Origin of the sequence: Corynebacterium tuberculostearicum SK141, assembly GCF_000175635.1 — a bacterium.
In the GTDB taxonomy this organism is placed as follows: Bacteria; Actinomycetota; Actinomycetes; order Mycobacteriales; family Mycobacteriaceae; genus Corynebacterium; species Corynebacterium tuberculostearicum_C.
On the sequence record NZ_ACVP01000015.1, the window covers coordinates 18,288 to 39,444 of the forward strand.

The following is a 21,157-nucleotide window of genomic DNA, read 5'->3' on the forward strand; positions in this document are numbered from 1 at the left end:
CATATGGGTGGACGAAATCGTTGAAAGCCGGTGAACCGCTAGAGAGAACCGTTAAAAAACTGCTGTCAGGCTTGAGACTGCCCAACCTGCCACCTGTGAGTACGCTGGAGGACATGTCTACTATCAAGGTCCGCGATGCTCACCTGCACAATCTGCGCAATGTCGACGTCGATATGCCCCGCGGCAAGCTCGTCGCGGTCACAGGTGTGTCTGGTTCGGGCAAATCTTCGCTGGCGTTCGGTACGATTCACGGCGAAGGCCAACGCCGCTACCTTGAATCGGTAGCACCCTTCGCACGCCGCCTCATTAGCTCGGCCGTCGACCCACAGGTCAGCCAGGTAGAGGGCCTACCGCCGACGGTCGCACTGCAGCAATCGACCTCCGGCGGCGGAGCGCGCTCTACGGTGGGCACGGTGTCCGCGCTCTCCAATAGCGTGCGCCTGCTTTATTCGCGCGCCGGGGATAACCCGGAGGGCCTATACTCCGATTCCTTCTCGCCCAATACCCCGGAGGGAATGTGTCCGCAGTGCCACGGCACAGGCGTGGTGCATGAGCCGACCGAGGACTCGATGGTCCCGGATCCCACCCTCTCCATCGAGGAAGGAGCCATCCAAGCCTGGCCGGGCGCCTGGGCCGGCAAGAACTTCCACGACATTTTGATGAACTTGGGCTATGACCTGGATTCGCCCTGGCAAGAGCTGCCGCAAGAAGACCGCGACTGGATCCTCTTCACGGAAGAGCGCCCCGTAGTCACGGTCAAGCCCTTGCGCGGAAAAGATCAGATTCAGCGCAACTATGAGGGCACGTGGCGCTCGGTGGCCAGCTACCTCAATAAGACGCTGGCGGAGACCCAATCGGATACGCTGCGCAAGCGCACCCTGTCCTATATGGAATCGCGCGAGTGCGAGACCTGTGGCGGCCGCCGCCTCAACCCGGCCGCGCTGAAGGTCACCTATGCGGGCATGCCGATTGATGAGCTGGGCGCGCTGCCGCTGGATAGGGTGCATGAGGTGCTCAGCAAGCAGAACCCGGAGGAGAATTCGGCCGAGGATTTGCTCCTGCGGCAGATTCTGCCTGCGTTGACCTCGGCGCTCGAGCTCGGCTTGGCGCACCTAAGCCTGGATCGGCCGACGCAAAGCCTGTCCGGCGGCGAGATGCAGCGCATCCGGTTGGCGGCGCAGCTGCGCTCCGGCCTCTTTGGCGTGGCGTACGTGCTCGACGAGCCCTCGGCCGGCCTGCACCCCGATGAGCGCGACGCGGTCATGGATATGTGTCGCCGTTTCATCGCGGCCGGCAACTCCGTGCTCTTGGTGGAGCATGACATGGATTTGGTCGCGCAAGCGGATTGGCTCGTTGACGTCGGCCCGCTGGCCGGCGAGCGCGGCGGCAACGTGGTCTATTCGGGCCCGGTCGAAGACTATGACGCGGACACCCCTACCGCCAATGCGCTGGCTCACCGCACGCTCACGCTTTCCGACGACCCCCGCACCCCCTCCTCCCACCTCGCCCTCCGCGGCATCAACGCACGCAGCATCGACAACCTGGATGTGGATTTTGGCTTGGGCCAATTCACGGCGGTCGCCGGTGTCTCCGGTTCGGGTAAATCCACCCTGGTCAGCACGGTGCTGGCTGGCCTGCTGCGACAGTCCGCCACGGCCGTTTCCGATGAGGAAGAGACCGAGGACAAGGGCTGGTCCGTAGAGAGCACGGAGGGCTTTGACCGAGTAAAGCGCGTCGTGCAGATTACCCAGAAGCCCATCGGCCGTACCCCGCGCTCCACGCTGGCAACCTACACTGGGCTTTTCGATAACGTCCGCAAGCTATTCGCCTCCACCGATGAGGCCAAACAGCGCAAGTGGACGGTCTCGCGCTTTTCTTACAACGTAAAGCAAGGCCAGTGCCCCACCTGCGGCGGCGCAGGCAAGATCGAGGTGGAGCTGGTCTTCTTGCCGGGCTCGTACACCACCTGCCCGGAGTGCGGCGGCGCCCGCTTCAACGACGAGACCCTCGAGGTGACCTGGCAGGGCCGCACCATCGCGGACATCTTGGAGCTCACCGTGGATGAGGCCGCGGAGGTCTTCGCCGAGGAAGAAAAGATTTACCGCGCCATTGCTACGCTGCAGGCCGTCGGCCTGGGCTACCTCCGCTTGGGCCAGGGCGCGCCGGAGCTGTCCGGCGGCGAGGCCCAGCGCATTAAGCTGGCCACGGAGCTGCAGCGCTCCCGCAACTCGCGTCGCGGCCATACGGTCTACCTGCTGGACGAGCCCACCACGGGCCTGCACCCAGCCGATATCGACCTGCTCAATACCGAGCTGCACAAGCTGGCGGATGCGGGCCATACGGTAATCGTCGTCGAGCATGATCTATCGGTCATGGCGAATGCGGACCGCATCATCGAGATGGGCCCGGGCGCTGGCGAAGACGGCGGCCGCATCATCGCGGATGCCACCCCGGCGCAGGTCGCCGCAGAGGATACCGCCACCGGCCGTGCCTTGAGCGCACGCCAAGCGCACTAAGCGGCGAGCCGCGGCTTCCCCGTTAGCTGTGGGAGACCTCTCTGGGATCTCACAGCAAAATGGGGTAGAGGTAGAGGGTATGACTTCTAAAGGCCCTCATGGCGATAATAATGAAACCCGCAGCTGGTCCAGCCCGGCGGATGATGCCACGCGCCAGATTGGCCGCGTGCCCGATAATGCCGCCGGCCCCAGCCGCGACCAAGCGCGCCGCGAGCACCCCAAGCAGTACTTCCCTGGCGAGCAGCAGCCGCAGAATGAGACTCGTCAATTCGATGCGGCCGCTGGTTACCAGCAGGGCTACGGCCAGCAGCAAAGCTACGGCCAGAACTATCAGCAGCCGGCCGGGCAGGCATATGGCCAGCAGTACGCGCAGCAGCCCGAGTACGAGCCGGTGCCGTCGAACTACGATCCGGACCAGCCGGAAAAGCGCAAGAAGAAGAGCGGCGGCGGTGGCGCCATGGCCGGCGTCTTCGCGGCCATCGCGGTACTTGCAGTACTGGCTGCGGCGGTCCTGTTTTTCCTGTGGCGCAATGCCGCGGACGAGGCGGATAAGCCGGAACCCCAGCCGGTGACGGAAACGCTGACCACGGAGGTTCCCACCACCGTGACCCAGACCGAAGATCCGGATTCGCAGGATGAGAACTCCAATAATCTGCCGAAGCTGCCGGACTTCCAGAATGACCTGCCGTCCGATATCCCGACCGAGCTGCCACCAGAGGTACAAGACCAGCTGGATAAGGGCAGCGACGTGGACATTGAGGGCCTCCTCAATGACCTCCTGGGCGGCGGCGAGCAGCCGGCCAGCCAGAACTAAGCGCCCAGCACCTGCCCGGTAAGGGAAATGGCGCGCGGGCAGGTAAAATCGGGCGGCATGAATGAATCGATGCAGTTGGCTGAGAAGGTAGCCGCCCAACTGGCGCGCCACCTCACGGATGTCGTCCTGTGCCCTGGTTCGCGCAACGCGCCGCTGTCGCTGGCGCTATTGGCGCGTGATGATATTCGCGTACACACCCGCCTGGACGAGCGCGGGGGAGCGTTTACCGCCCTGGGCATGGCGCGGGTGCAGCGCCGCCACGTGGGCGTGGTGATGACCTCGGGGACTGCGGTGGCCAATACTCTGCCGGCCGTGGTGGAGGCGCACTATTCCCATACGCCGCTGGCCATCATTAGTGCGGATCGGCCGGAGCGCTTGGTGGGCACGGGGGCGTCGCAGACCATCGAGCAGCAGGGCATCTTCGGCGTCTATGCGGATACCACCCAGGTCACTGGCGCGGATGATATCGCGGCGATGGCCCAGCGCTTCCGCGAGGACCTGCAGGTACACATCAATGTGGCCTTTGATGCCCCGCTTGTCGACGCCACCTTGCCAGACCACACCTCCGGCGACGGCGTGCGCGAGCCCGCACCAGCCTTTGTCGACCACGGTGAGGTGGCCGTGGATTTGAGCAAGAACACGCTGGTCATTGCGGGTGACGAGGCCTGGGAGGTAGAAGGCCTCCAAGACGTACCAACCATCGCGGAGCCGAGCGCGCCGGGCCCGTATCATCCGGTGCATCCAGCGGCGGCGCATATCTTCCGCAAGGCGCAGGTCTCCGCGAATGATTATGTGGTCAATACTAAGGTGGAGCAGGTCATCGTCGTGGGGCACCCGACGCTGCACCGTGGCGTGCTAGCGCTGATGAATGATCCGGATATTGAGCTGGTGGTGCTCTCGCGCACCAAGGACTTCACCAACCAGCGCGGCGACGAGGCCCGGCTTGGCACCACCGTCAAAGCCACCGGTGAGCCGAGCCGCGAGTGGATGAAAATCTGCGAAGGCGCAACCGATATGGCTGGACAAGCGGTGCGCGAGACCCTCGAGGATGAGGAACTGGGATTCACCGGGCTGCACGTCGCGGCCGCAGTGGGCGATACGCTCTCCGTCAACGACACCCTGGTGCTCGGCGCTTCGAACCCGGTGCGCGATGCCTCCATGGTGGGCCTGCCTTTCGACGGCGTGGATACGTACTCGCCGCGAGGAGCGGCTGGCATCGACGGCACCATCGCCCAAGCCATCGGCATTTCCTTGGCTACGCAATCGCTGGATCCCACCAACTGGCGCGCCCCGCGAGTAATGGCGCTCATGGGGGATGTGACCTTCTTGCATGACGCGAATAGCCTGCTCATCCCGGAAGACCAGGCGCGACCGGAAAACCTCACCATCGTGGTGGCCAATGACAACGGCGGCGGCATCTTCGAAACCCTGGAACAAGGCGCCGATGCGCTGCGCGAGTCCTTCGAGCCGGCGTTTGGAACGCCGCATGGGGTGGACGTCGGCAAGCTGGCAGAAGCCTACGAGGCAGACTACCGTGAGGTGACCACCCCGCAGGAGCTATTGGATACGTTGGCGGAGCTGAAGGAATACTCCACCGGGATTACCGTCGTGGAGGCCAAGACCACCCGTGCCACGCGCCGGGCGCTTAATGAGAAGCTCACCGCAAAGGTAGGCCAGTAAGTGGCCCCGCCGCAGCATAAGCCGCACGCGGCCGTGGTGCCGCGCTATACGCCCGCGGTCTATCGTCGCCGCCTGCACCAGCTGACGCTGGCGCTGTATCTGGCTGCGCTGGTGGGTGTGGTGGGCATGGTCATCGGGCCGGCGCTGAATGACCATGCCATCGCCAGCCACCCCGCGCGCGCTTTGGCCACGGTTAAGGATGTGGGCATGCTGCGCACCACGGTGGATTTCCAAGACAGTGAGGGGATTTACCACACCCCACAGCACGGGCTGCTCTATCCCAGTGGGCTGGGCGAGGGCCAGCAGGTGTGGGTGCAATACGCCCAGGACGACCCAGACCTGGTCAAGGTTGAAGGCCGCGAATGGACGCTGGCCATCATCCCGGCGCTCTCGGTAGGGGTAGTTGCCACGCTCATCACGGCCGTGCTGTGGAAGCTGATTAGCTTCTTTACCCGCCGCGCGGAGAAATAATTAACCAAGATTTTCCGCTGGCTTCACCATAAACTTAAGAAAATGGGCCATGATGGTGGCATGCGTGTTGCGATCGTGGCTGAATCCTTCCTTCCTAATGTCAATGGTGTGACCAACTCCGTGCTGCGCGTTTTAGAGCACCTGCACGAGACCGGCCAGGAGGCCATCGTCATCGCGCCGGGCGCTCGTGAGGGGCAAGAGGAAATCCCGGACTACCTAGGATTCCCCATCTACCGCGTGCCCACCGTGCGCGTGCCGCTGGTGGATTCGCTGCCGGTGGGCGTACCTACCACGGCGGTCGATGAGGCGCTGCGCGATTTCAAACCGGATATCATCCACCTGGCCAGCCCCTTCGTACTCGGCGCGGCTGGCGCTTTCTCCGCCCGCCAGCAGCGCGTTCCCGCCGTGGCGTTGTACCAGACCGATGTTGCCGGTTTTGCCACCAAGTACCATGCCTCCGCGCTGGCCTATGGCGTGTGGGAGTGGCTGCGCACGATTCATAACTCTTGCCAGATGACGCTGGCACCGTCCTCGCTGACCATCCGGGACTTGGAAAAGCACCACATTAAAAACGTGCGTCACTGGGGTCGTGGCGTGAACGCAGAACTTTTCCACCCCTCCAAGCGCTCTGAGGAGCTGCGCCGCAGCTGGGATCCGAGCGGCACCAAGAATGTGGTGGGATTCGTTGGTCGTCTCGCCGCGGAAAAGGGCGTGCACCGCCTCTCGGCGCTCAACGGGCGCGAGGATATCCAGCTGGTCATCGTGGGCGATGGGCCGGAGCGCCCGCTATTGGAAGCCCAGCTGCCCGGTGCCGTCTTTACCGGTGCGCTGTCCGGCGAAGACCTCGCTGCCGCCTATGCCTCCTTGGACGTCTTCGTCCACGCCGGCGAGTTCGAGACCTTCTGCCAGTCCATCCAGGAGGCACAGGCCTCCGGCGTGCCGACCATCGGGCCGCGGGCCGGTGGCCCGGTAGACCTCATCGACGAGGGCTATAACGGCTTGCTGCTGGAGGTAAAGACCTTTGTGGAAGACCTCCCCAATGCGGTGGACGCTCTGCTCAATCCGGAGATTCACCAGGAGATGCGGGACAATGCTCGCGAGTCCATTTCCTCCAAGACGTGGAAGGCGCTGTGCGAGCAGCTCGTGGGCTATTACGAAGAGGTACTGGAGGATACTCGCCGGGTGCCGCTGACCATTTTGGGCCAGCGTCCGGAGCTGCCGCGGTGGGCGGCTCGTGCCCTTGGCGCCCGCGTAGCCTAGACTGATCATTTGTGTCTAAGGCAGATCTGGATAAAAAGCCCTTCGATGTGGCGCGCATGTTTGACGCCGTGGGCGAGAAATACGACCTCACCAATACCGTGCTGTCCTTTGGGCAGGACGCGCACTGGCGCAAGCGCACCCGCGAGCGTTTGAACCTGAAGCCGGGCGAGAAGGTCCTGGACCTTGCAGCGGGTACCGCCGTGTCCACCGTGGAACTTTCCAAGTCTGGTGCGTGGTGCGTGGCGTGTGATTTCTCCCGTGGCATGCTGGCCGCTGGGCGTGAGCGCGACGTGCCCAAGGTGGCTGGCGATGGCATGAAGCTGCCGTTTGCGGATAACACCTTTGACGCCGTGACCATCTCTTATGGCCTGCGCAATATCCACGACTTTGAGCTCGGCCTGCGCGAAATGGCGCGCGTGACCAAGCCGGGCGGGCGCCTTGCGGTGGCGGAGTTTTCCACCCCGGTGGTACCGATTTTTGGCACCGTGTACAAGGAATACTTGATGCGCCTGCTCCCGCCGGTAGCGCGCCTGGTCTCTTCTAATCCGGAGGCATATATCTACCTCGCAGAATCCATTCGCGCGTGGCCTGGGCAGGAGGAGCTCGCCGCGGTTATCAATCGCAATGGCTGGGCCGAGGCCGGTTGGCAGAACCTTACCTTTGGCATCGTGGCGCTGCACTCGGCGGTAAAGCCAGCCTAGGCGCGGGCCGGAGCCCGCGCCTAGAGGACTGCGGCGGGGAGGCTATGCCGCGGTCGAATCCCAGAGGGGCGTATCGCGGCGAAGGGACGAGACCGTGCGGCCGGCGGCGCGCCAGGTGCGTGCGATGAGGTCGCGGTCATCGTCAGTAATGAGGTTGCCCATCAGGCGCGCGGCGGCCGGCATGAGCATGCGGCCGATGGGCCCGCGCAGGGCCAGTGGACCGGCCAGCGGTAGGAACTGCGGATAAGTAAGCAAGCGCGCGGCCGTGCGGGCCAAGAGGAAGGACTCGCCGTAGTGCTCGCGCAAGACGGCCGGCCAGGCCAGGGTGAAATCCTTCGGGCCGAGCAGGCCTACGGCCAGCGCGGCGGTCTCCAAGCCATAATCGATGCCCTCGCCGTTGAGGGGGTTGATGCAGGCCGCGGCATCACCAATGATCATCCAATTGGCGCCGGCCACGTTAGACACCGCGCCGCCCATGGGCAGTAAGGCAGAGGTAACGTGCTCAATTTCCCCGAGTCCCCACTCGGGGCGCTGTTGGGCGGCGTAGAACTCGAGCAGCTTCTTGGTGTTGATCTTGGCGGGGCGCTGCGCGGTTGAGAGCGCGCCGAGGCCGATGTTGACCTGGCCTAGCTCGGGGCCGAGCGGGAAGATCCAACCGTAGCCGGGCTGCACATCGCCTTCTTCGTCCTTGAGCTCGACGTGGGAGTGCATCCACGGCTCAGTGGCATGGGTGGAAGAAGCATAGGAGCGTGCGGCAATGCCGTAGACCTCCTCGCGGTGCCAGGTGCGGCCGAGCTTCTTGCCAAAGGTAGAGCGCACGCCATCGGCCACGATGACCCACTTGGCATGCACGGTCGCCTCGCCCACGCGGAAGGAGGTCACGCGGTTGCCCTCGAGCACGGGATCGGTGGCGGGGGTGCCGGTGAGGAGGGTGGCGCCGGCGTTCCGAGCGGCGTCGGCAAGCAGGGCATCAAAGCGGTAGCGCGGCAGGGCCGTGCCCACCTGGGAAGGGTAGGTCTCCGGCCAAGGCGCGGTAATATCGCCGCCGTAGCCGTGCAGCTTCAGGCCGCGATTGCGATAGGAGGCGTTGACCGCAATGCCGAGCTCATCGAGCTGGTGCATCGCGCGCGGGGTGAGCCCGTCGCCGCAGGTTTTATCGCGGGGAAACGTCGCGGAATCAATAAGGAGGGTGTCATAGCCGGCGCGTGCGGCATGAATCGCGGCGGCTGCTCCGGCAGGCCCAGCGCCAATGATGGCGACCTCGACATAGGTTTGGGAATCGATCTGCTCCGACATGAGGACTATCATTGCATGAGTTCGACCCCTCGAGTGTGTTTAGGGGCGCAGTTTGGACTACGGTAGGTAATCGATTATCTCTGGCTTTTAGTTGCAAGGAACACTATTTAATGACTCACGGTCAATCGCATGCCACGCACGTGGATCTTGGTGATCCGCAGCTCAACGAGCGCATTGGTGCGGGCATGGAAGCAGTAGAAGACAAGCTGCGCAGTGAAATCGACCGCGGCCAGGACTTCTTAAAGGACAAGGTCAGCCACCTGTCTAAGGCCGGTGGCAAGCGCTTTCGCCCCATGATGGCGCTGCTGGCTTCCGAGTATGGTCCGCGTCCGGGCTGCAAAGAGGTTGTTAAGGCCGCCACCGTCGTGGAGATGGTGCACGTAGCCACCCTTTATCATGACGATGTCATGGATGAGGCGGACCGCCGCCGCGGCGTGGAATCTGCCAATTCGCGATGGAATAATTCCGTGGCCATCCTCGCCGGCGATGCGCTCTTGGCGCATGCCTCCCGCCTGATGAGTGAGCTGGATACCCACACCGTGGGCCACTTTGCCGATACCTTTGAAGAGCTGGTGACCGGCCAGATGCGCGAGACCATCGGCGCGGGTGAGGCCAATGCCGTGGAGCACTACACGGCCGTTATCCGTGAAAAGACCGCGGTGCTCATCGCCTCTGCTGGCTACCTGGGTGCCTACCACTCCGGTGCCTCGGCCGAGCATGCCGCAGCCCTGCACCGCATTGGTGGTGCCATCGGCATGATCTTCCAGATTGTGGACGATGTCATCGACATCTTCTCCGATCCCAAGGAGTCCGGCAAGACCCCGGGCACGGACCTGCGCGAGGGCGTCTTTACCCTGCCGGTTCTCTACGCCTTGGAGGAAGAGGGCGAAGTGGGCGACAAGCTGCGTGAGTTGCTTACTGGCCCGCTGCATTCCGACGCCGAGGTGGAGCGCGCCATCGAGCTCCTGCACCAGTCTGGCGGCCGTCAGAAGGCGCTGGAGGACATCAATGCCTACCTGCGGACGGTGGAGGAGCAGCTTGCCGTGCTACCGGAGAACTCCGCGAGCCAGGCCCTGCGCCAACTGGCGGATTACACCGTGCGCCGCGTGGGCTAGCTGCTTGGCGATGCCCCCTCTTTTCCCGCCCATTCTTCCCCCATGCGCTGGCGATTTGTAGGTGGGAGGGTGGTTCGTAGTAAAGTACTTACTCGCACCACACAGTGCATGCCAGGTTGCCCGAGCGGCCAAAGGGAGCGGACTGTAAATCCGCCGGCATTGCCTTCAGAAGTTCGAATCTTCTACCTGGCACAGAAAGAACCCCGCAAGCAAAAGCTTGCGGGGTTTCAAGCGTACCTGCAGCTGTGAGGCGGGATCTACTCGCTGGGCTCCTGGGTGCGGGAGCTTTTAGCCTTGTGCCACACCGCATAAGCACTGGCGAGGAAAACAACTAAGAAAACCCCAGCGATCCCCTGGCTTGAACATATGGCGATGAAAACTAGACTTCAAGTAGTTGAACTTTTGGTATGGAGATGCCTATGCGTAAGACCTTAATCAGCCTCACCGGCCCCGCCTTCGTTGCTGCAGTGGCTTACGTCGACCCCGGCAACGTAGCCGCCAACATCAGCGCCGGCTCCCACTACGGCTACCTCCTGGTGTGGGTACTCGTCGTGGCCAACCTCATGGCCATGTTCATCCAGTACCACTCCGCCAAACTGGGCCTAGCCACCCACCGCTCCCTGCCGGAAATCATGGGCGAGCGTCTCTCCCGCCGCGCGCGCCTAGGCATGTGGGCCCAGGCCGAGCTCATCGCCGCGGCCACCGACCTCGCCGAAGTCATCGGCGGCGCCATTGCCCTGCAACTCCTCTTCAACCTCCCCCTGTTCGCGGGCGCGCTCATCATCGGCGCGGTCTCCATCATTCTCCTCATCTTCCAGAAGAAGAACCAGTGGTTCGAGGGGCTTGTCATCGGCCTGCTCCTGGTCATCTGCATCGGCTTCCTTGCCGGCCTCGCCATCGCCCCGCCCGACCCCGCCGACGTGGCCGGCGGCCTCATCCCCCGCCTAGAGGGCAAGGACAGCATCCTGCTGGCCGCCTCCATGTTGGGCGCCACCGTCATGCCGCACGCCATTTACCTACACTCCTCCCTGACCAAGCAGCGCTACCCCGACCTGGAAATCCCCCACGTGCTGGCCGGCACCCGCGCGGACATCGCCGTGGCGCTGTCCATCGCCGGGCTCGTCAACGTGGGCCTGCTGGTCCTGGCGGGCTCGGCCCTCTACGGCGTGGACGGCACAGAGACCATCTCCGGGGCCCACACGGCGATTGCCAGCCACCTCGGCCCGCTGGCCGGCGTTCTCTTCGCCATCGGCCTGCTGGCCAGCGGCCTCGCCTCGACGTCAGTGGGCGCCTACGCCGGCTCCGAAATCATGGACGGCCTGCTTCACATCAAGGTCCCCCTACTAGTCCGCCGCCTGGTCACGCTCATCCCGGCGCTGGTCATCATCGGCTGCGGGGTCGACCCCACTATGGCACTGGTGGTCAGCCAGGCACTTCTTTCCCTGGGCATCCCCTTCGCCATCATCCCGCTTTTCCGCTATGCCGGCTCCCGGGACGTCATGGGTGAGTTCGCCGCGAAACCCTGGTCTATGGCCGTGGGCTGGACGCTTGCCGCGCTGGTCATCGCACTCAATCTCGCCCTCGTGCTCCTGCCGCTGCTCTAGGCCGCCTACAATCAGCAGCCATGATTGAAGTAGCAGCCGTCGTCATCCGCAACCCACAAGGCCACGTGCTTACCGTGCGCAAGAAGTCCTCCACCAAGTACCAACTGCCCGGCGGCAAGCCCGAGGCGGGCGAGGCGCTTGTCGACGCCGCCCTGCGCGAAGTTGCCGAAGAAGTAGGCCTCACCCTCGACGCCGAGAGCCTCAACAAACTCGGCACCTTCGACGCTCCCGCCGCCAACGAACCGGGCGAGGTCGTCGTCGGCACCATCTTCACCTACACCCGCACCGTCACCGCCGACGAACCCCATGCCGCCGCCGAAATCGGCGACACCGCCTGGGTCAACCCAGCAGCCCCCGACCGCGAGCTTGCACACCTGCTGCGCGACCGCGTCTTCCCCACGCTGGCCTAGCGCCAACTGTCAACACTTCGGCGTCATTGACCTCGAAACCATCAAGAGCTACCCTTTTGAACATGTTCACTGAACACGTTCACTCATCGCGCTCGGCCGCCAAAGCTGGCACCGTCAGCAAGGTCCTAGCCACCGCCTACGAACTCTTCCTCACTCAGGGCTACGCCACCACCAGCATCCGGACTATCGCATCCGAAGCTGGCGTTAGCGTGGGAACCGTCATGGGAGTCGGCGACAAACAAACGCTGCTCATCCGCACCATTGGCCAACACATTTCAGAACTCCACGATGACATCCGGGGACAATCCGATAGCCTTCTCGATGTCCTGAGACCTTTCCTCCAGATGTTTACCGGCCACGAAGAGCTCTCCCGCGCCTTTGGCGCAGCACTCATCCAACAAGGCAATCAAGGCGAAGCGCTCACCGCACTCAAAACGCTCCTGACCGATGAAATCACCCTGCGACTCGGCACCAGGCTCAGCAGCGCCGATGCGGCCGAGTACGCCGACCTGCTGTACAACGTCTACCTCGGCTTACTCATCGGCTGGGCCGCCGGAATCTACGACACCGAGCACCTCACATCCCAAGCCGCCTCATCGATCGAACGCCTCAACACCGCATTCGGAGTAACCCAATGATCCTAGAATCTTCCCCAGCCTGGCCCTCCCTTCTACTAGCAGCCATTCTGCTTGGCGACGCCGCCCTCTCCCTCAAACCAGTCCCCTTCATCGAAGCCTGCCTCAGCGGCGTCAAACTCCCCAAGGACTGGTGGTGGGCGCTCATTGTCATCAAGTGCCTCGCCGCCGTAGGACTCATTGCCGGCCTCTGGTTCCCCGGCGTAGGAATCACAGCCATGATTGGAGTCATCGCCTATTTCTGCGCGGCCGCAGCAGCCCATGTCCGCGCCCACTTCCTCGGTAGCGCATTCTGGATCAACTGCTTAGGCATGCTCGCATTCTCCATCGGAGTACTGATCCTGACGCTTGCACTGAATTAAGACACCAGTCAACCTTTCACGGCTTCCTGAAGGCAGATACATCATTGCACCTCTTGAATGATGACTTGATGCTTTCTACCCTAAAGGTATGCGCACGACGATAAACCTCCCGCCGAAACTCCTTGAAGAAACGAAGATCCAAGCCAAAGCCAACAATGTCACTTTGAGCTCATACGTCGAAGAGGCGGTCCGCGCTGCCCTCAAGAAGGAAGCCCGCATCAGTACCGAAGACACCCCCGTTAACCTGCCCTCCTTCGATTGCGGCGGACCGGCTCTAGTTGATCTCAGCAACAAAGAAGCTGTGTGGGCGGTACTCGATGATCATTCCTGATGTCAACATTCTCGTTTATGCCTTCCACTCCGCTGCACCGCAACATAAACCCGCTCAACAATGGCTAAGTAGTGCTCTAAATCGGCATGAAACAATTGGACTCCTGGATGTTGTGGCAACGGGCTTGAAGTAGAAAAAGCCATTTCCTAGCCTGCGAGAAATATCTGGCAATGAGGTGGAATCCGATCCCGCCAGGGTCTTGGCAACGTATACCGCATTCAAACCGCCAATGAAATAGCCGAGGCAGAGCAATGATGAAATACCAACTGCAATCTTTAGCAAAACTGTTAAGGATGAATGGTGGGGTCCTTTAATCTTTAACTCCTCTCATTTTGGCCTTCAGGACCAGCAAACTACACCTTTCTAAGGCGCTGTGTACAAACAGGCGTGCTCGGTAGCCATACCATCAGGCACAGAAAGTCACTGTAGAGATGAAGGTACGGGGTTAAGCGATAGGATATGGGATATGAAGAAGATCCGAACGATGCTGGACGGGGTAAACGAGATTCACCTATTTCAAAGCCAGCGAGTAGCGCAGGCAGCGCAGCAAGCGCATCTGCGCAATCGGACTCGCAGTTATCGGGCGCACCGGAAAATAAACGTAGCGATTTCCCACCAGTTGGAGGAGCGCTCCCTGGCGTAAATAGGCTTTCTAACCTTGATGACCAAATTGCTGTGTGGGCGCTTCAGGGGCCAACTCCGCATCCACAGATAATCAAACAGCACAATGACATTCAGCCGGGCGCAGGCGATCGGATTATGGAGGACGCTCATGCAGATATTGTCCTCGATAGGAAAGTTACAGCAGAATCTTTCGAGTACGCGATATTTGAATCAAAAGTACGGCTCTTTACAACCGTAGGTGTCATTTTCGGCGCGCTGATCCTTATACCGGCGATACTCGTTCTTTTTGACCCACCGGAATCCATAGTTGGTACTGCGGCGGTGGGCCTGGCGGCAGCAAGCCCTCTAGTCCGCATCCTCATTGGCCCTAAGCAATCTCAGAAGGACCAGTTAGAGAGCGCGGAGCGGGGAGGGGTTTAAATCCCGAAGTAGGCGCGCAGGTCGGCCGCAATGGCATCGAGGCGGTCGGCATCGGGGGATTCGAGGTAGCACTTCAGCTTCGGCTCGGTACCGGAGGGGCGCACGATGACACGGTCATCGTTGTCGGTGAAGAACTTGGATCCTTGGGCGAATTTCTCTACCTTCGCCACGGGTGAGCCAGCCAGTTCGGTGGGCGGGGTAGATGCGACCTTATCCATCGCTTGGGCGATGATGCTGAGGTCATCGACGCGGAAGGTCAGCGGCTGGGTGTAGAGGGCACCCACGGTGGCGTAGATGCCTTCCAGGCGCTCTAGCAAGGTGGTTCCTGCGGCCTTGCACTCGGCCGCGAGGCTGGCGAGCACTACGGAGGTAGCGACGCCGTCCTTGTCGCGGACAGCGGTGGGGTCGGGGCAGAAACCAATGGCCTCCTCATAACCAAAGGCGAGGTCCGGGGTGCGGGCGATCCACTTGAAACCGGTGAGCGTCTCTTCGTGGCCGAGGCCATAGTGGGCGGCGATGCGCCCGAGCAGGCGGGAGGAGACGAGTGAGTTGGCGAAGTTGCCTGTCGCGCCCTGGCGGGCAAGGTAATCGCCCAAAAGGGCGCCGGTTTCATCGCCGGTGAGCTGGCGCCACGTGCCTGAGGACGTGGGCACAGCGGCGGCGCAGCGATCCGCATCCGGGTCATAAGCGATAAGAATATCGGCGCCGATCTCCTCAGCGTGGCGGATGCCTAGGTCGAGGGCACCGGGCTCTTCCGGGTTGGGGAAGGAGACGGTGGGGAAATCGGGATCTGGTTGGGCCTGCTCAGGAACCAGCGAGACGCGGAAACCGCAGCGGGTCAGGAGCTTTTCGCCCAAGGCGGCACCGACGCCGTGCATGGCGGAAAGTGCGATGGTGACATCGGTATGCGCGCCCACGAGCTGCGCGGCGCGGTCGAGGTACTCGGCGCGGGTATCGACGTCCGCGATGTTCTCGGTGGTTAGCGGGACTTCATCGGCATGGGGTGCCGCGGCGATGGCGGCGGCGATTTCGGCATCGGCGGGCGAAACCAGCTGTACGCCTTCTGCTGGCCCAGTGGCGATGCGGCCGCCTAGGTAGACCTTGTAGCCATTATCGGCCGGCGGGTTATGCGAGGCGGTGACCATAATTCCGGCGTCCGCCTTGAGCGAGCGGACCGTGAAGGCGGTCAGAGGGGTGGGGTTCTGCGCCGGCAGGACTAGGGCCTTGCCGCCGGCAGCGGAGATGACCTGGGCGGCATCGCGCTGGAACTGCGCGGAGCCGTGGCGGGCATCGCAACCAATGGCTACCACTGGGGTGTCCACGTGCTGTTTGAGCCAGGAGATAAGCCCATAGGTGGTGCGGATGACTACGGCGCGATTCATGCGAGACTCGCCCGCGCCCACGGCGGCGCGCAGGCCTGCGGTGCCGAAGGCGAGGGGACCGGCGAAGGCGGCGGCGAGCTCGTCGGTATTGCCCTCTTCAATCCAGGTCATCACCTGGCGGGCGGTGTCCGGATCGGGGTCGTGCTCGGCCCAGGTGCGGGCGTAGTCATAATCCACGGTGGCGGCCTTTGACATGGCTTAGAGCTCCTCGAGGATCTTGGCGGAGGAAGATAGGCCCAGGCGGGTTGCGCCGGCCTCAATCATGGCCAAGGCATCCTTGGCGGTGCGGATGCCGCCAGAGGCCTTGACTCCTAGCTTGTCGCCTACGGTCTCGCGCATGAGCTTAACGGCGTGCACGGAGGCGCCGCCGGCCGGATGGAAACCAGTGGAGGTCTTGACAAAGTCCGCCTGGGCGGCTGCGGCGGCCTTGCAGGCGAGGACAATGGCGTCGTCGGAAAGCGCGGCAGACTCGATGATGACCTTGAGCACCTTGCCAGGGATGGCATCGCGTACGGCCTGGATTTCGGCCTGCAGGTCCTTGGCGCGGCCCTCGATGGCCAGGGGGATATTGATGACCATGTCCACCTCTTCGGCACCATCAGCAACCGCGCGGGCGGCCTCAGCGGCCTTAATCTCCGGCTTTACGGCACCGGAAGGAAAGCCCACGACGGTGGCGATGTGCAGGGAGTCAGGAACCTCGATGGGCAGGGCGGACGGGGAAACGCAGACGGAGTAGGTGCCCAGCTCGGCCGCCTCATTCACCAAGGCGCGGAATTGTTCTGGGGTGGACTCTGGCTTGAGCAGGGTGTGGTCGATGATGGAAGCAACGTCGGTGCGGGAAGTCATAATTGTTCTCCTTAGCGGGTGAGGCGGGATTCGGAACGGGCCATCTTGAGGTCAGAGACGACGTACAGGGCAATGCCGATGGCGGCGACGGCCGCGAGGATCCACAGCACGGTGTTATAGCTGGTGAGGTCCTGCAACTTTGCGGTATATGCAATGCCCAGCGGGATGGCGATATTGATGGTCAGGTTATAAAAGCCAATGGCGATGCCGGACTTGGCGGCGGTGATATTGCGCAGCGCGGTATTGACCAGCGGGGCGTACATCAGCGCAAAGCCGGAGGCGAAGGCCACGATGGCCAGGATGAGTACGGCAACGTGAAGTTGCACAAAGAGCGCCGCCGCCACCAGCGCGCCGGCAACCAGGGCGAAGGCGGTGTAGATGGTGGCGCGAGAGGACAAAACGGCACCGATCTTGCCGGAGAAAATACCGATGAGGATGGCGCAAATATAGCCCGGGATCATCAGCAGGGAGGCCTTATCGATGTTCATGCCGTGCAGGTCATGTGCGGCAAATGGCAGCAGGAAGATAAAGCCCATCTGGGTGGAGTAGACAAAGAAGACCATGAGGATGGTCCACACGTAGCGGCCGTTAGTAAAGAACTCCGGGGTGACCACTGGGTGCTTGGCGTGACCGATGTGGATGATGAAACCCACGATGCCAAGGACAGCAAAGATGAGCCATGCCCAGTTGAATTCCTGCATAAACATGGTCAGGCCGGTGGCGAAGACGGCGATGAAAAACAGGCCTAAGGCGTCGAGGTGGCCCTCCACGGCCTCATCTTCCGGCACCAGCTTGATAATCGGCGGGATGGCCAGGATGAGGATGAGCGGGATGAGGAACATCGCCGTCCATGAGACATAAGTGGAAATAAAGCCGGAGGTCAGCGCGCCAATGAGCAGGCCGGCCTGGAAGGCGGCGGTGGAAAAGCCGAGGTAGGTCTTTTGATCGGCCTCGCTCAGGTGCTTGGTCACGTAAATGACATACAGCGTTTCCGCAGCGGCAAGGCCGGCGGTTTGGATGAGGCGGCCGGTAAGCACCATGGGCCAGAAGCTGGAAAAGGCGAAGGCCAAAAGCGAGCCCACGGCGATGAGGACAACGCCGGTGAGCATGAGCTTGCGGATGGAGATGGAATCCGCCAGCGCGGCGTAGACCACGGCGCCGATGCCGATGATTACGCCGGCGAGGGAAGCCTGGAGGGAGGCGGTTTTAACGGAGATGTCCAGCGCCTGGGCGATCGGCATGGTCATCGTCTTAAAGCCGTTATCAATAACCAGCGAGAAGACGAAGACAAAGAGCAGGATAGGTACGGCAACCTTGGGGTTTACCGCGGAGCCTGTCCGCTTGTCCTGCGGGGAAGCGGTGGGGTGGGTGGAAGTCACGGGGGAGAGGGTCCTTTTAGTCGAGCGCGTTGAGCGGAAGCGCGAGTTCAATCATGGTGCGGAAGGCGGTCTGGCGCTCTTCCGCGGAGAGGTGGGTATCGTGCACCAGGTTGTCGGAGACGGTGAAAAGTCCCAGCGCGTCGACGCCGGCCTCAGCCGCGGTGGCATAAAGCGCTGCGGATTCCATCTCTACGCCGAGCACACCCATGTGCGCCCAGCGCTCGTTCACGTTCTGGTCAAAGTTGTAGAAGATATCCGAGCTCAAGATATTGCCTACGTGGATGTGGGCCTGCTGCTTTTCGGCCTGATCCACCAAAGCCTTGAGGAGCTTCCACGAGGCGGTGGGGGCGTAGCTGCCCGGCAGGTTGTACTGGCTCAAGAAGTTGGAATCAGTGGAGGCGGACGAAGCAACGATGACATCGTGCAGCTCAATGTCTTCCTGCATGGCGCCAATGGAGCCGACACGGATGAGCTTCTTTACGCCGTAGTTGTGGATGAGCTCCCAGGAGTAGATGCCGATGGAGGGAATGCCCATGCCGGAGCCCATCACGGAGATGGGCTTGCCGTTAAAAGTGCCGGTAAACCCCAGCATATTGCGCACGCCGTTGAACTGGACGGTATCTTCCAGGAAGTTCTCGGCGATGAACTTCGCCCGCAGCGGGTCACCGGGCAGGAGGATGGTTTCCGCAATGGGTGCGCCCTGCGGATTGATGTGTGGGGTGGCAATATCGGTAGCGGACATATCTTCGCTCCTTGGCATGGGGTGGGGGGATTTACAGACCAAGCTTAAACCCTCAGGGCCCCGAATCAATGGCCTTGTTTGCAGCTTTTCAACAACTGCGGAAAGCCTCACTGGACTCAGTCACCAGCGTGCGCGCCGAGGCGGATGCCCGCGGTGAGCATTGCCACGCTTGCCGACGCCCCCTTTTTCCCACACCCCAATCCACATGCCGTCGCACGGCTGCCGGCGCACGGTAGGAGGCGTGGCCGAGCGGTCCGCAAGGGTGGGCTGCCATGCCGTTTGTCTAACTGCCTTTAAAAGGCGCGAAAAGGTGTCACAGGAGCTATGCATTTTTGCGCTCTGACGTGGCGATTTGTGTAAAACGTTGAAAGCAGGTTAGATTATTGGGGTCCGCAACGGAGAGCACAACGAAATAGCGATGTGTTCAACGCTAGGATGTGCCCCCTTAGCTCAGTCGGCAGAGCGTTTCCATGGTAAGGAAAAGGTCGACAGTTCGATTCTGTCAGGGGGCTCCATTCATGTTTGGAGCAAGGAATTCCTCCAAGGTGAATATGGCGGTGTAGCTCAGTGGTAGAGCAAGCGACTCATAATCGCTGTGTCGCGAGTTCAATTCTCGCCATCGCTACCGGGAAAGAAAGGCGCCCGCAGGGCGCTTTTTTATTACCGCGCTGAAGGCAGTCCAGGCTGTGCCTAGTTTCGGATTGGAACTATGGCTCTGGTAAGGTCTTCAACGCTTGATGCTGAGGCATTGAGGAATAAAAGAATAGGGGCGTGGCGCAATTGGTAGCGCAACGGTCTCCAAAACCGTAGGTTGCAGGTTCGAGTCCTGTCGCCCCTGCATAGTAAACCCCGTCACCTCAGGTGGCGGGGTTTCTTCATGCCCTATTTTCTTCGTGACGCTTAGCCCGCCCACATGTTGTCAAGGCCACGTCCGGCAAATGCCATGGTCAGCTTTTCATGCTGTGCAAGCTTTGCTAGGGTTGACAAAGTTATGGAGGTGCGCGTTAAGCGCCCTATGAGATTTAGTTCCCAAGGAGGGTTAGCTGTGAGCGATGAGCAGCAGCCGAAGAATTCGGGTGCATCGCGCCCGACCGGTAAGCGTCAGCTCTCTGGTGCGGCTACCACGTCCTCCGCGGACTACGCCGATAAGCACGTCGTCCGCGTCGAGGATAAGAACCACGATGACACCCCAGGTGGTGGCGTAGCCGCCTTCCCAGGCGAGGTCGTATCCGAGATGAAGAAGGTGGTGTGGCCTACCGCTAAGGAGATGCTGCAGTACACCCTCATTACCTTTGCGTTCCTTATCGTGCTGACCATTTTGGTCTGGGGCGTTGACACCCTGGCTGGTCTCGGAGTTGAGCAGGTTCTCTCAGATTAGTAAGATAAGCGCATAATCTTTTATCCCGCTGTTTCCGCTTAAAGGAACGGCGGGATACTTTTTGCCCATACGCGGGCGGGTAGGCTGGTCCTACGCAACGCGCCGAGGAATTTTTTGGAGTAAGAATTATGAGCGACGAGAATAACGTCGAAACCGTAGGCACCTCCCTGGAAGAGGCAATGCAGTCCAACGTGCAGGAGCAGGCGGCAGAGCACGCTAGCTCCGTGGAAGAAGCACAACAGGAAGACGCTACCCCAGCCGCTCCGGCAGCGGAGGAAGCTGAAGGAACGGCTGAGTCCACCGAGGCTGCAGGCGAGTCCGCCGACGCAGCGGAACCGGCAGCGACCGAAGCAGAGGCCGAGGGTGCAGCCCCTGAGGCCAGCGAAGACGAGTCCGAGGATGCCGCCTACCGCAAGCGCCTGCGCGCCTTTACCCGCGAACTGAAGAAGCAGCCGGGCCAGTGGTACATCATCCAGTGCTACTCCGGCTACGAAAACAAGGTAAAGACCAACCTGGACATGCGCGCCCAGACCCTCGAGGTAGAAGATTCCATCTTCGAGGTCGTTGTACCTATTGAGCAGGTCCTGGAGAACAAGGACGGCAAGAAGAAGATCGTGAAGCGCAAGCTGCTGCCGGGCTACGTCCTGGTCCGCGCTGAGCTTAACGACGCCGCATGGTCCGTCATCCGCGAAACCCCAGGCGTGACCTCCTTCGTGGGCAACGAGGGCAATGCCACCCCGGTTAAGACCCGCGACGTGGCTAAGTTCCTCATGCCCAACGAGGCGCCGTCCACCAAGGGCGATGCTGCACCGAACGAGGCAGAGGGCGAGCAGGTTGTGGCTATGCCGGAGAAGGAAGTGGCCAAGAAGTACGCGCACGATTTCGAGGTGGGCGAGGCCGTGACCATCCTGTCCGGCCCGCTGGCCGCCGTATCTGCGACCATTTCCGAGATCGACCCGGAGACCGGCAAGATGCAGGGCTTGGTATCCATCTTCGGCCGCGAGACCCCAGTGGAGCTGTCGCCGACCGAGATCGAGCGCATCTCCTAAAAAGTGATTTTGTGCAGGGCGCACGGTGTTCTAAACTGGAACGCCGTGCGCCTTTGGCGTGCGTATAAGAAAACGTTTCATCCTCCGGTGGCCCACTGAAGGTGAGCATCCGGACGGGGTCCCGTTATTCATCGTGGCGGAC

At 61.8% G+C, this 21,157-nt stretch carries 20 protein-coding genes and 4 tRNA genes; 19 read left to right on the forward strand and 5 right to left on the reverse strand.

The window, feature by feature from the left end; all coding sequences use genetic code 11:
* The first annotated feature begins 113 nt into the window (after positions 1-113).
* The 6 genes from CORTU0001_RS04990 (at position 114) to CORTU0001_RS05015 (ending at position 7,442) form a co-directional block, all read left to right on the forward strand.
* On the forward strand, positions 114-2,516 hold the full coding sequence (locus tag CORTU0001_RS04990; RefSeq protein ID WP_034668215.1) for an ATP-binding cassette domain-containing protein: 2,403 nt from the start codon (positions 114-116) through the stop codon (positions 2,514-2,516).
* A 79-nt stretch (positions 2,517-2,595) separates the two neighbouring features.
* Positions 2,596-3,330 (forward strand): hypothetical protein, encoded by a 735-nt coding sequence (locus tag CORTU0001_RS04995; protein ID WP_005327935.1) that lies wholly within the window; start codon positions 2,596-2,598, stop codon positions 3,328-3,330.
* Positions 3,331-3,387: 57 nt separating this feature from the next.
* A complete protein-coding gene (gene menD / locus CORTU0001_RS05000; RefSeq protein ID WP_005327937.1) occupies positions 3,388-5,010 on the forward strand; it encodes a 2-succinyl-5-enolpyruvyl-6-hydroxy-3-cyclohexene-1-carboxylic-acid synthase in 1,623 nt (540 codons plus the stop codon).
* Positions 5,011-5,481 (forward strand): DUF3592 domain-containing protein, encoded by a 471-nt coding sequence (locus CORTU0001_RS05005; protein ID WP_005327939.1) that lies wholly within the window; start codon positions 5,011-5,013, stop codon positions 5,479-5,481. It begins immediately after the preceding gene.
* Between the two features lie 60 nt (positions 5,482-5,541).
* The gene (locus CORTU0001_RS05010; protein WP_034668267.1) at positions 5,542-6,741 is read left to right on the forward strand and encodes a glycosyltransferase family 4 protein; all 1,200 of its coding nucleotides are present in this window, start codon (positions 5,542-5,544) and stop codon (positions 6,739-6,741) included.
* 11 nt (positions 6,742-6,752) lie between these two features.
* Positions 6,753-7,442 carry a demethylmenaquinone methyltransferase gene (locus CORTU0001_RS05015; protein WP_005322922.1) on the forward strand — a complete coding sequence of 230 codons (690 nt, stop codon included), beginning with the start codon at positions 6,753-6,755 and terminating at the stop codon, positions 7,440-7,442.
* 42 nt (positions 7,443-7,484) lie between these two features.
* On the opposite strand, the gene CORTU0001_RS05020 is transcribed toward CORTU0001_RS05015, so the two are convergent.
* Positions 7,485-8,750: a geranylgeranyl reductase family protein gene (locus CORTU0001_RS05020; protein ID WP_034668217.1), complete on the reverse strand. Its 1,266-nt coding sequence runs from the start codon at positions 8,748-8,750 to the stop codon at positions 7,485-7,487.
* A gap of 98 nt (positions 8,751-8,848) precedes the next feature.
* On the opposite strand from CORTU0001_RS05020, the gene CORTU0001_RS05025 reads away from it, so the two are divergent.
* The 8 genes from CORTU0001_RS05025 to CORTU0001_RS11865 all read left to right on the forward strand — a co-directional run bounded on the left by CORTU0001_RS05025 (position 8,849) and on the right by CORTU0001_RS11865 (position 14,239).
* Positions 8,849-9,853, forward strand: coding sequence for a polyprenyl synthetase family protein (locus CORTU0001_RS05025; RefSeq protein WP_005327943.1), 1,005 nt, complete (start codon positions 8,849-8,851; stop codon positions 9,851-9,853).
* Positions 9,854-9,963: 110 nt separating this feature from the next.
* A tRNA-Tyr gene (locus CORTU0001_RS05030) sits at positions 9,964-10,045 on the forward strand.
* Positions 10,046-10,272: 227 nt separating this feature from the next.
* Complete coding sequence (locus tag CORTU0001_RS05035) at positions 10,273-11,457, forward strand: Nramp family divalent metal transporter (protein WP_005327945.1); 1,185 nt, start codon at positions 10,273-10,275, stop codon at positions 11,455-11,457.
* Positions 11,458-11,477: 20 nt separating this feature from the next.
* Positions 11,478-11,867, forward strand: coding sequence for an NUDIX hydrolase (locus CORTU0001_RS05040; protein ID WP_005292595.1), 390 nt, complete (start codon positions 11,478-11,480; stop codon positions 11,865-11,867).
* Between the two features lie 62 nt (positions 11,868-11,929).
* Positions 11,930-12,505, forward strand: coding sequence for a TetR/AcrR family transcriptional regulator (locus tag CORTU0001_RS05045; protein ID WP_005292598.1), 576 nt, complete (start codon positions 11,930-11,932; stop codon positions 12,503-12,505).
* Positions 12,502-12,864, forward strand: a complete 363-nt coding sequence (locus CORTU0001_RS05050) for a DoxX family protein (RefSeq protein ID WP_005292602.1) — start codon at positions 12,502-12,504, stop codon at positions 12,862-12,864. Before CORTU0001_RS05045 ends, CORTU0001_RS05050 begins: the two co-directional genes overlap by 4 nt.
* A gap of 88 nt (positions 12,865-12,952) precedes the next feature.
* Positions 12,953-13,195 (forward strand): YlcI/YnfO family protein, encoded by a 243-nt coding sequence (locus tag CORTU0001_RS05055; RefSeq protein ID WP_005322913.1) that lies wholly within the window; start codon positions 12,953-12,955, stop codon positions 13,193-13,195.
* Positions 13,196-13,654: 459 nt separating this feature from the next.
* On the forward strand, positions 13,655-14,239 hold the full coding sequence (locus tag CORTU0001_RS11865) for a DUF2335 domain-containing protein (RefSeq protein WP_198492477.1): 585 nt from the start codon (positions 13,655-13,657) through the stop codon (positions 14,237-14,239).
* Here the strand turns inward: CORTU0001_RS11865 and CORTU0001_RS05065 are convergent.
* From CORTU0001_RS05065 to deoD, 4 genes are read right to left on the reverse strand one after another with little or no spacing between them, the layout of a single operon-like run.
* A complete protein-coding gene (locus tag CORTU0001_RS05065; protein ID WP_005327946.1) occupies positions 14,236-15,816 on the reverse strand; it encodes a phospho-sugar mutase in 1,581 nt (526 codons plus the stop codon). The genes CORTU0001_RS11865 and CORTU0001_RS05065 overlap by 4 nt on opposite strands.
* Positions 15,817-15,819: 3 nt before the next feature.
* Positions 15,820-16,467, reverse strand: coding sequence for a deoxyribose-phosphate aldolase (gene deoC, locus CORTU0001_RS05070; protein ID WP_005327948.1), 648 nt, complete (start codon positions 16,465-16,467; stop codon positions 15,820-15,822).
* A gap of 11 nt (positions 16,468-16,478) precedes the next feature.
* On the reverse strand, positions 16,479-17,846 hold the full coding sequence (locus CORTU0001_RS05075; protein ID WP_005327950.1) for an MFS transporter: 1,368 nt from the start codon (positions 17,844-17,846) through the stop codon (positions 16,479-16,481).
* 16 nt (positions 17,847-17,862) lie between these two features.
* Entirely contained in the window at positions 17,863-18,588 is a 726-nt protein-coding gene (deoD, locus tag CORTU0001_RS05080) for a purine-nucleoside phosphorylase (protein WP_005327952.1), read from the reverse strand.
* 439 nt (positions 18,589-19,027) lie between these two features.
* On the opposite strand from deoD, the gene CORTU0001_RS05085 reads away from it, so the two are divergent.
* The 5 genes from CORTU0001_RS05085 (at position 19,028) to nusG (ending at position 21,015) form a co-directional block, all read left to right on the forward strand.
* Positions 19,028-19,103, forward strand: a tRNA-Thr gene (locus tag CORTU0001_RS05085).
* Positions 19,104-19,141: 38 nt separating this feature from the next.
* Positions 19,142-19,213: transfer RNA gene (locus tag CORTU0001_RS05090), tRNA-Met, on the forward strand.
* Positions 19,214-19,353: 140 nt separating this feature from the next.
* A tRNA-Trp gene (locus tag CORTU0001_RS05095) sits at positions 19,354-19,426 on the forward strand.
* A gap of 207 nt (positions 19,427-19,633) precedes the next feature.
* A complete protein-coding gene (gene secE / locus CORTU0001_RS05100; protein ID WP_005327956.1) occupies positions 19,634-19,966 on the forward strand; it encodes a preprotein translocase subunit SecE in 333 nt (110 codons plus the stop codon).
* 128 nt (positions 19,967-20,094) lie between these two features.
* Positions 20,095-21,015 (forward strand): transcription termination/antitermination protein NusG, encoded by a 921-nt coding sequence (gene nusG, locus CORTU0001_RS05105; protein ID WP_005327959.1) that lies wholly within the window; start codon positions 20,095-20,097, stop codon positions 21,013-21,015.
* Positions 21,016-21,157 lie beyond the last annotated feature (142 nt).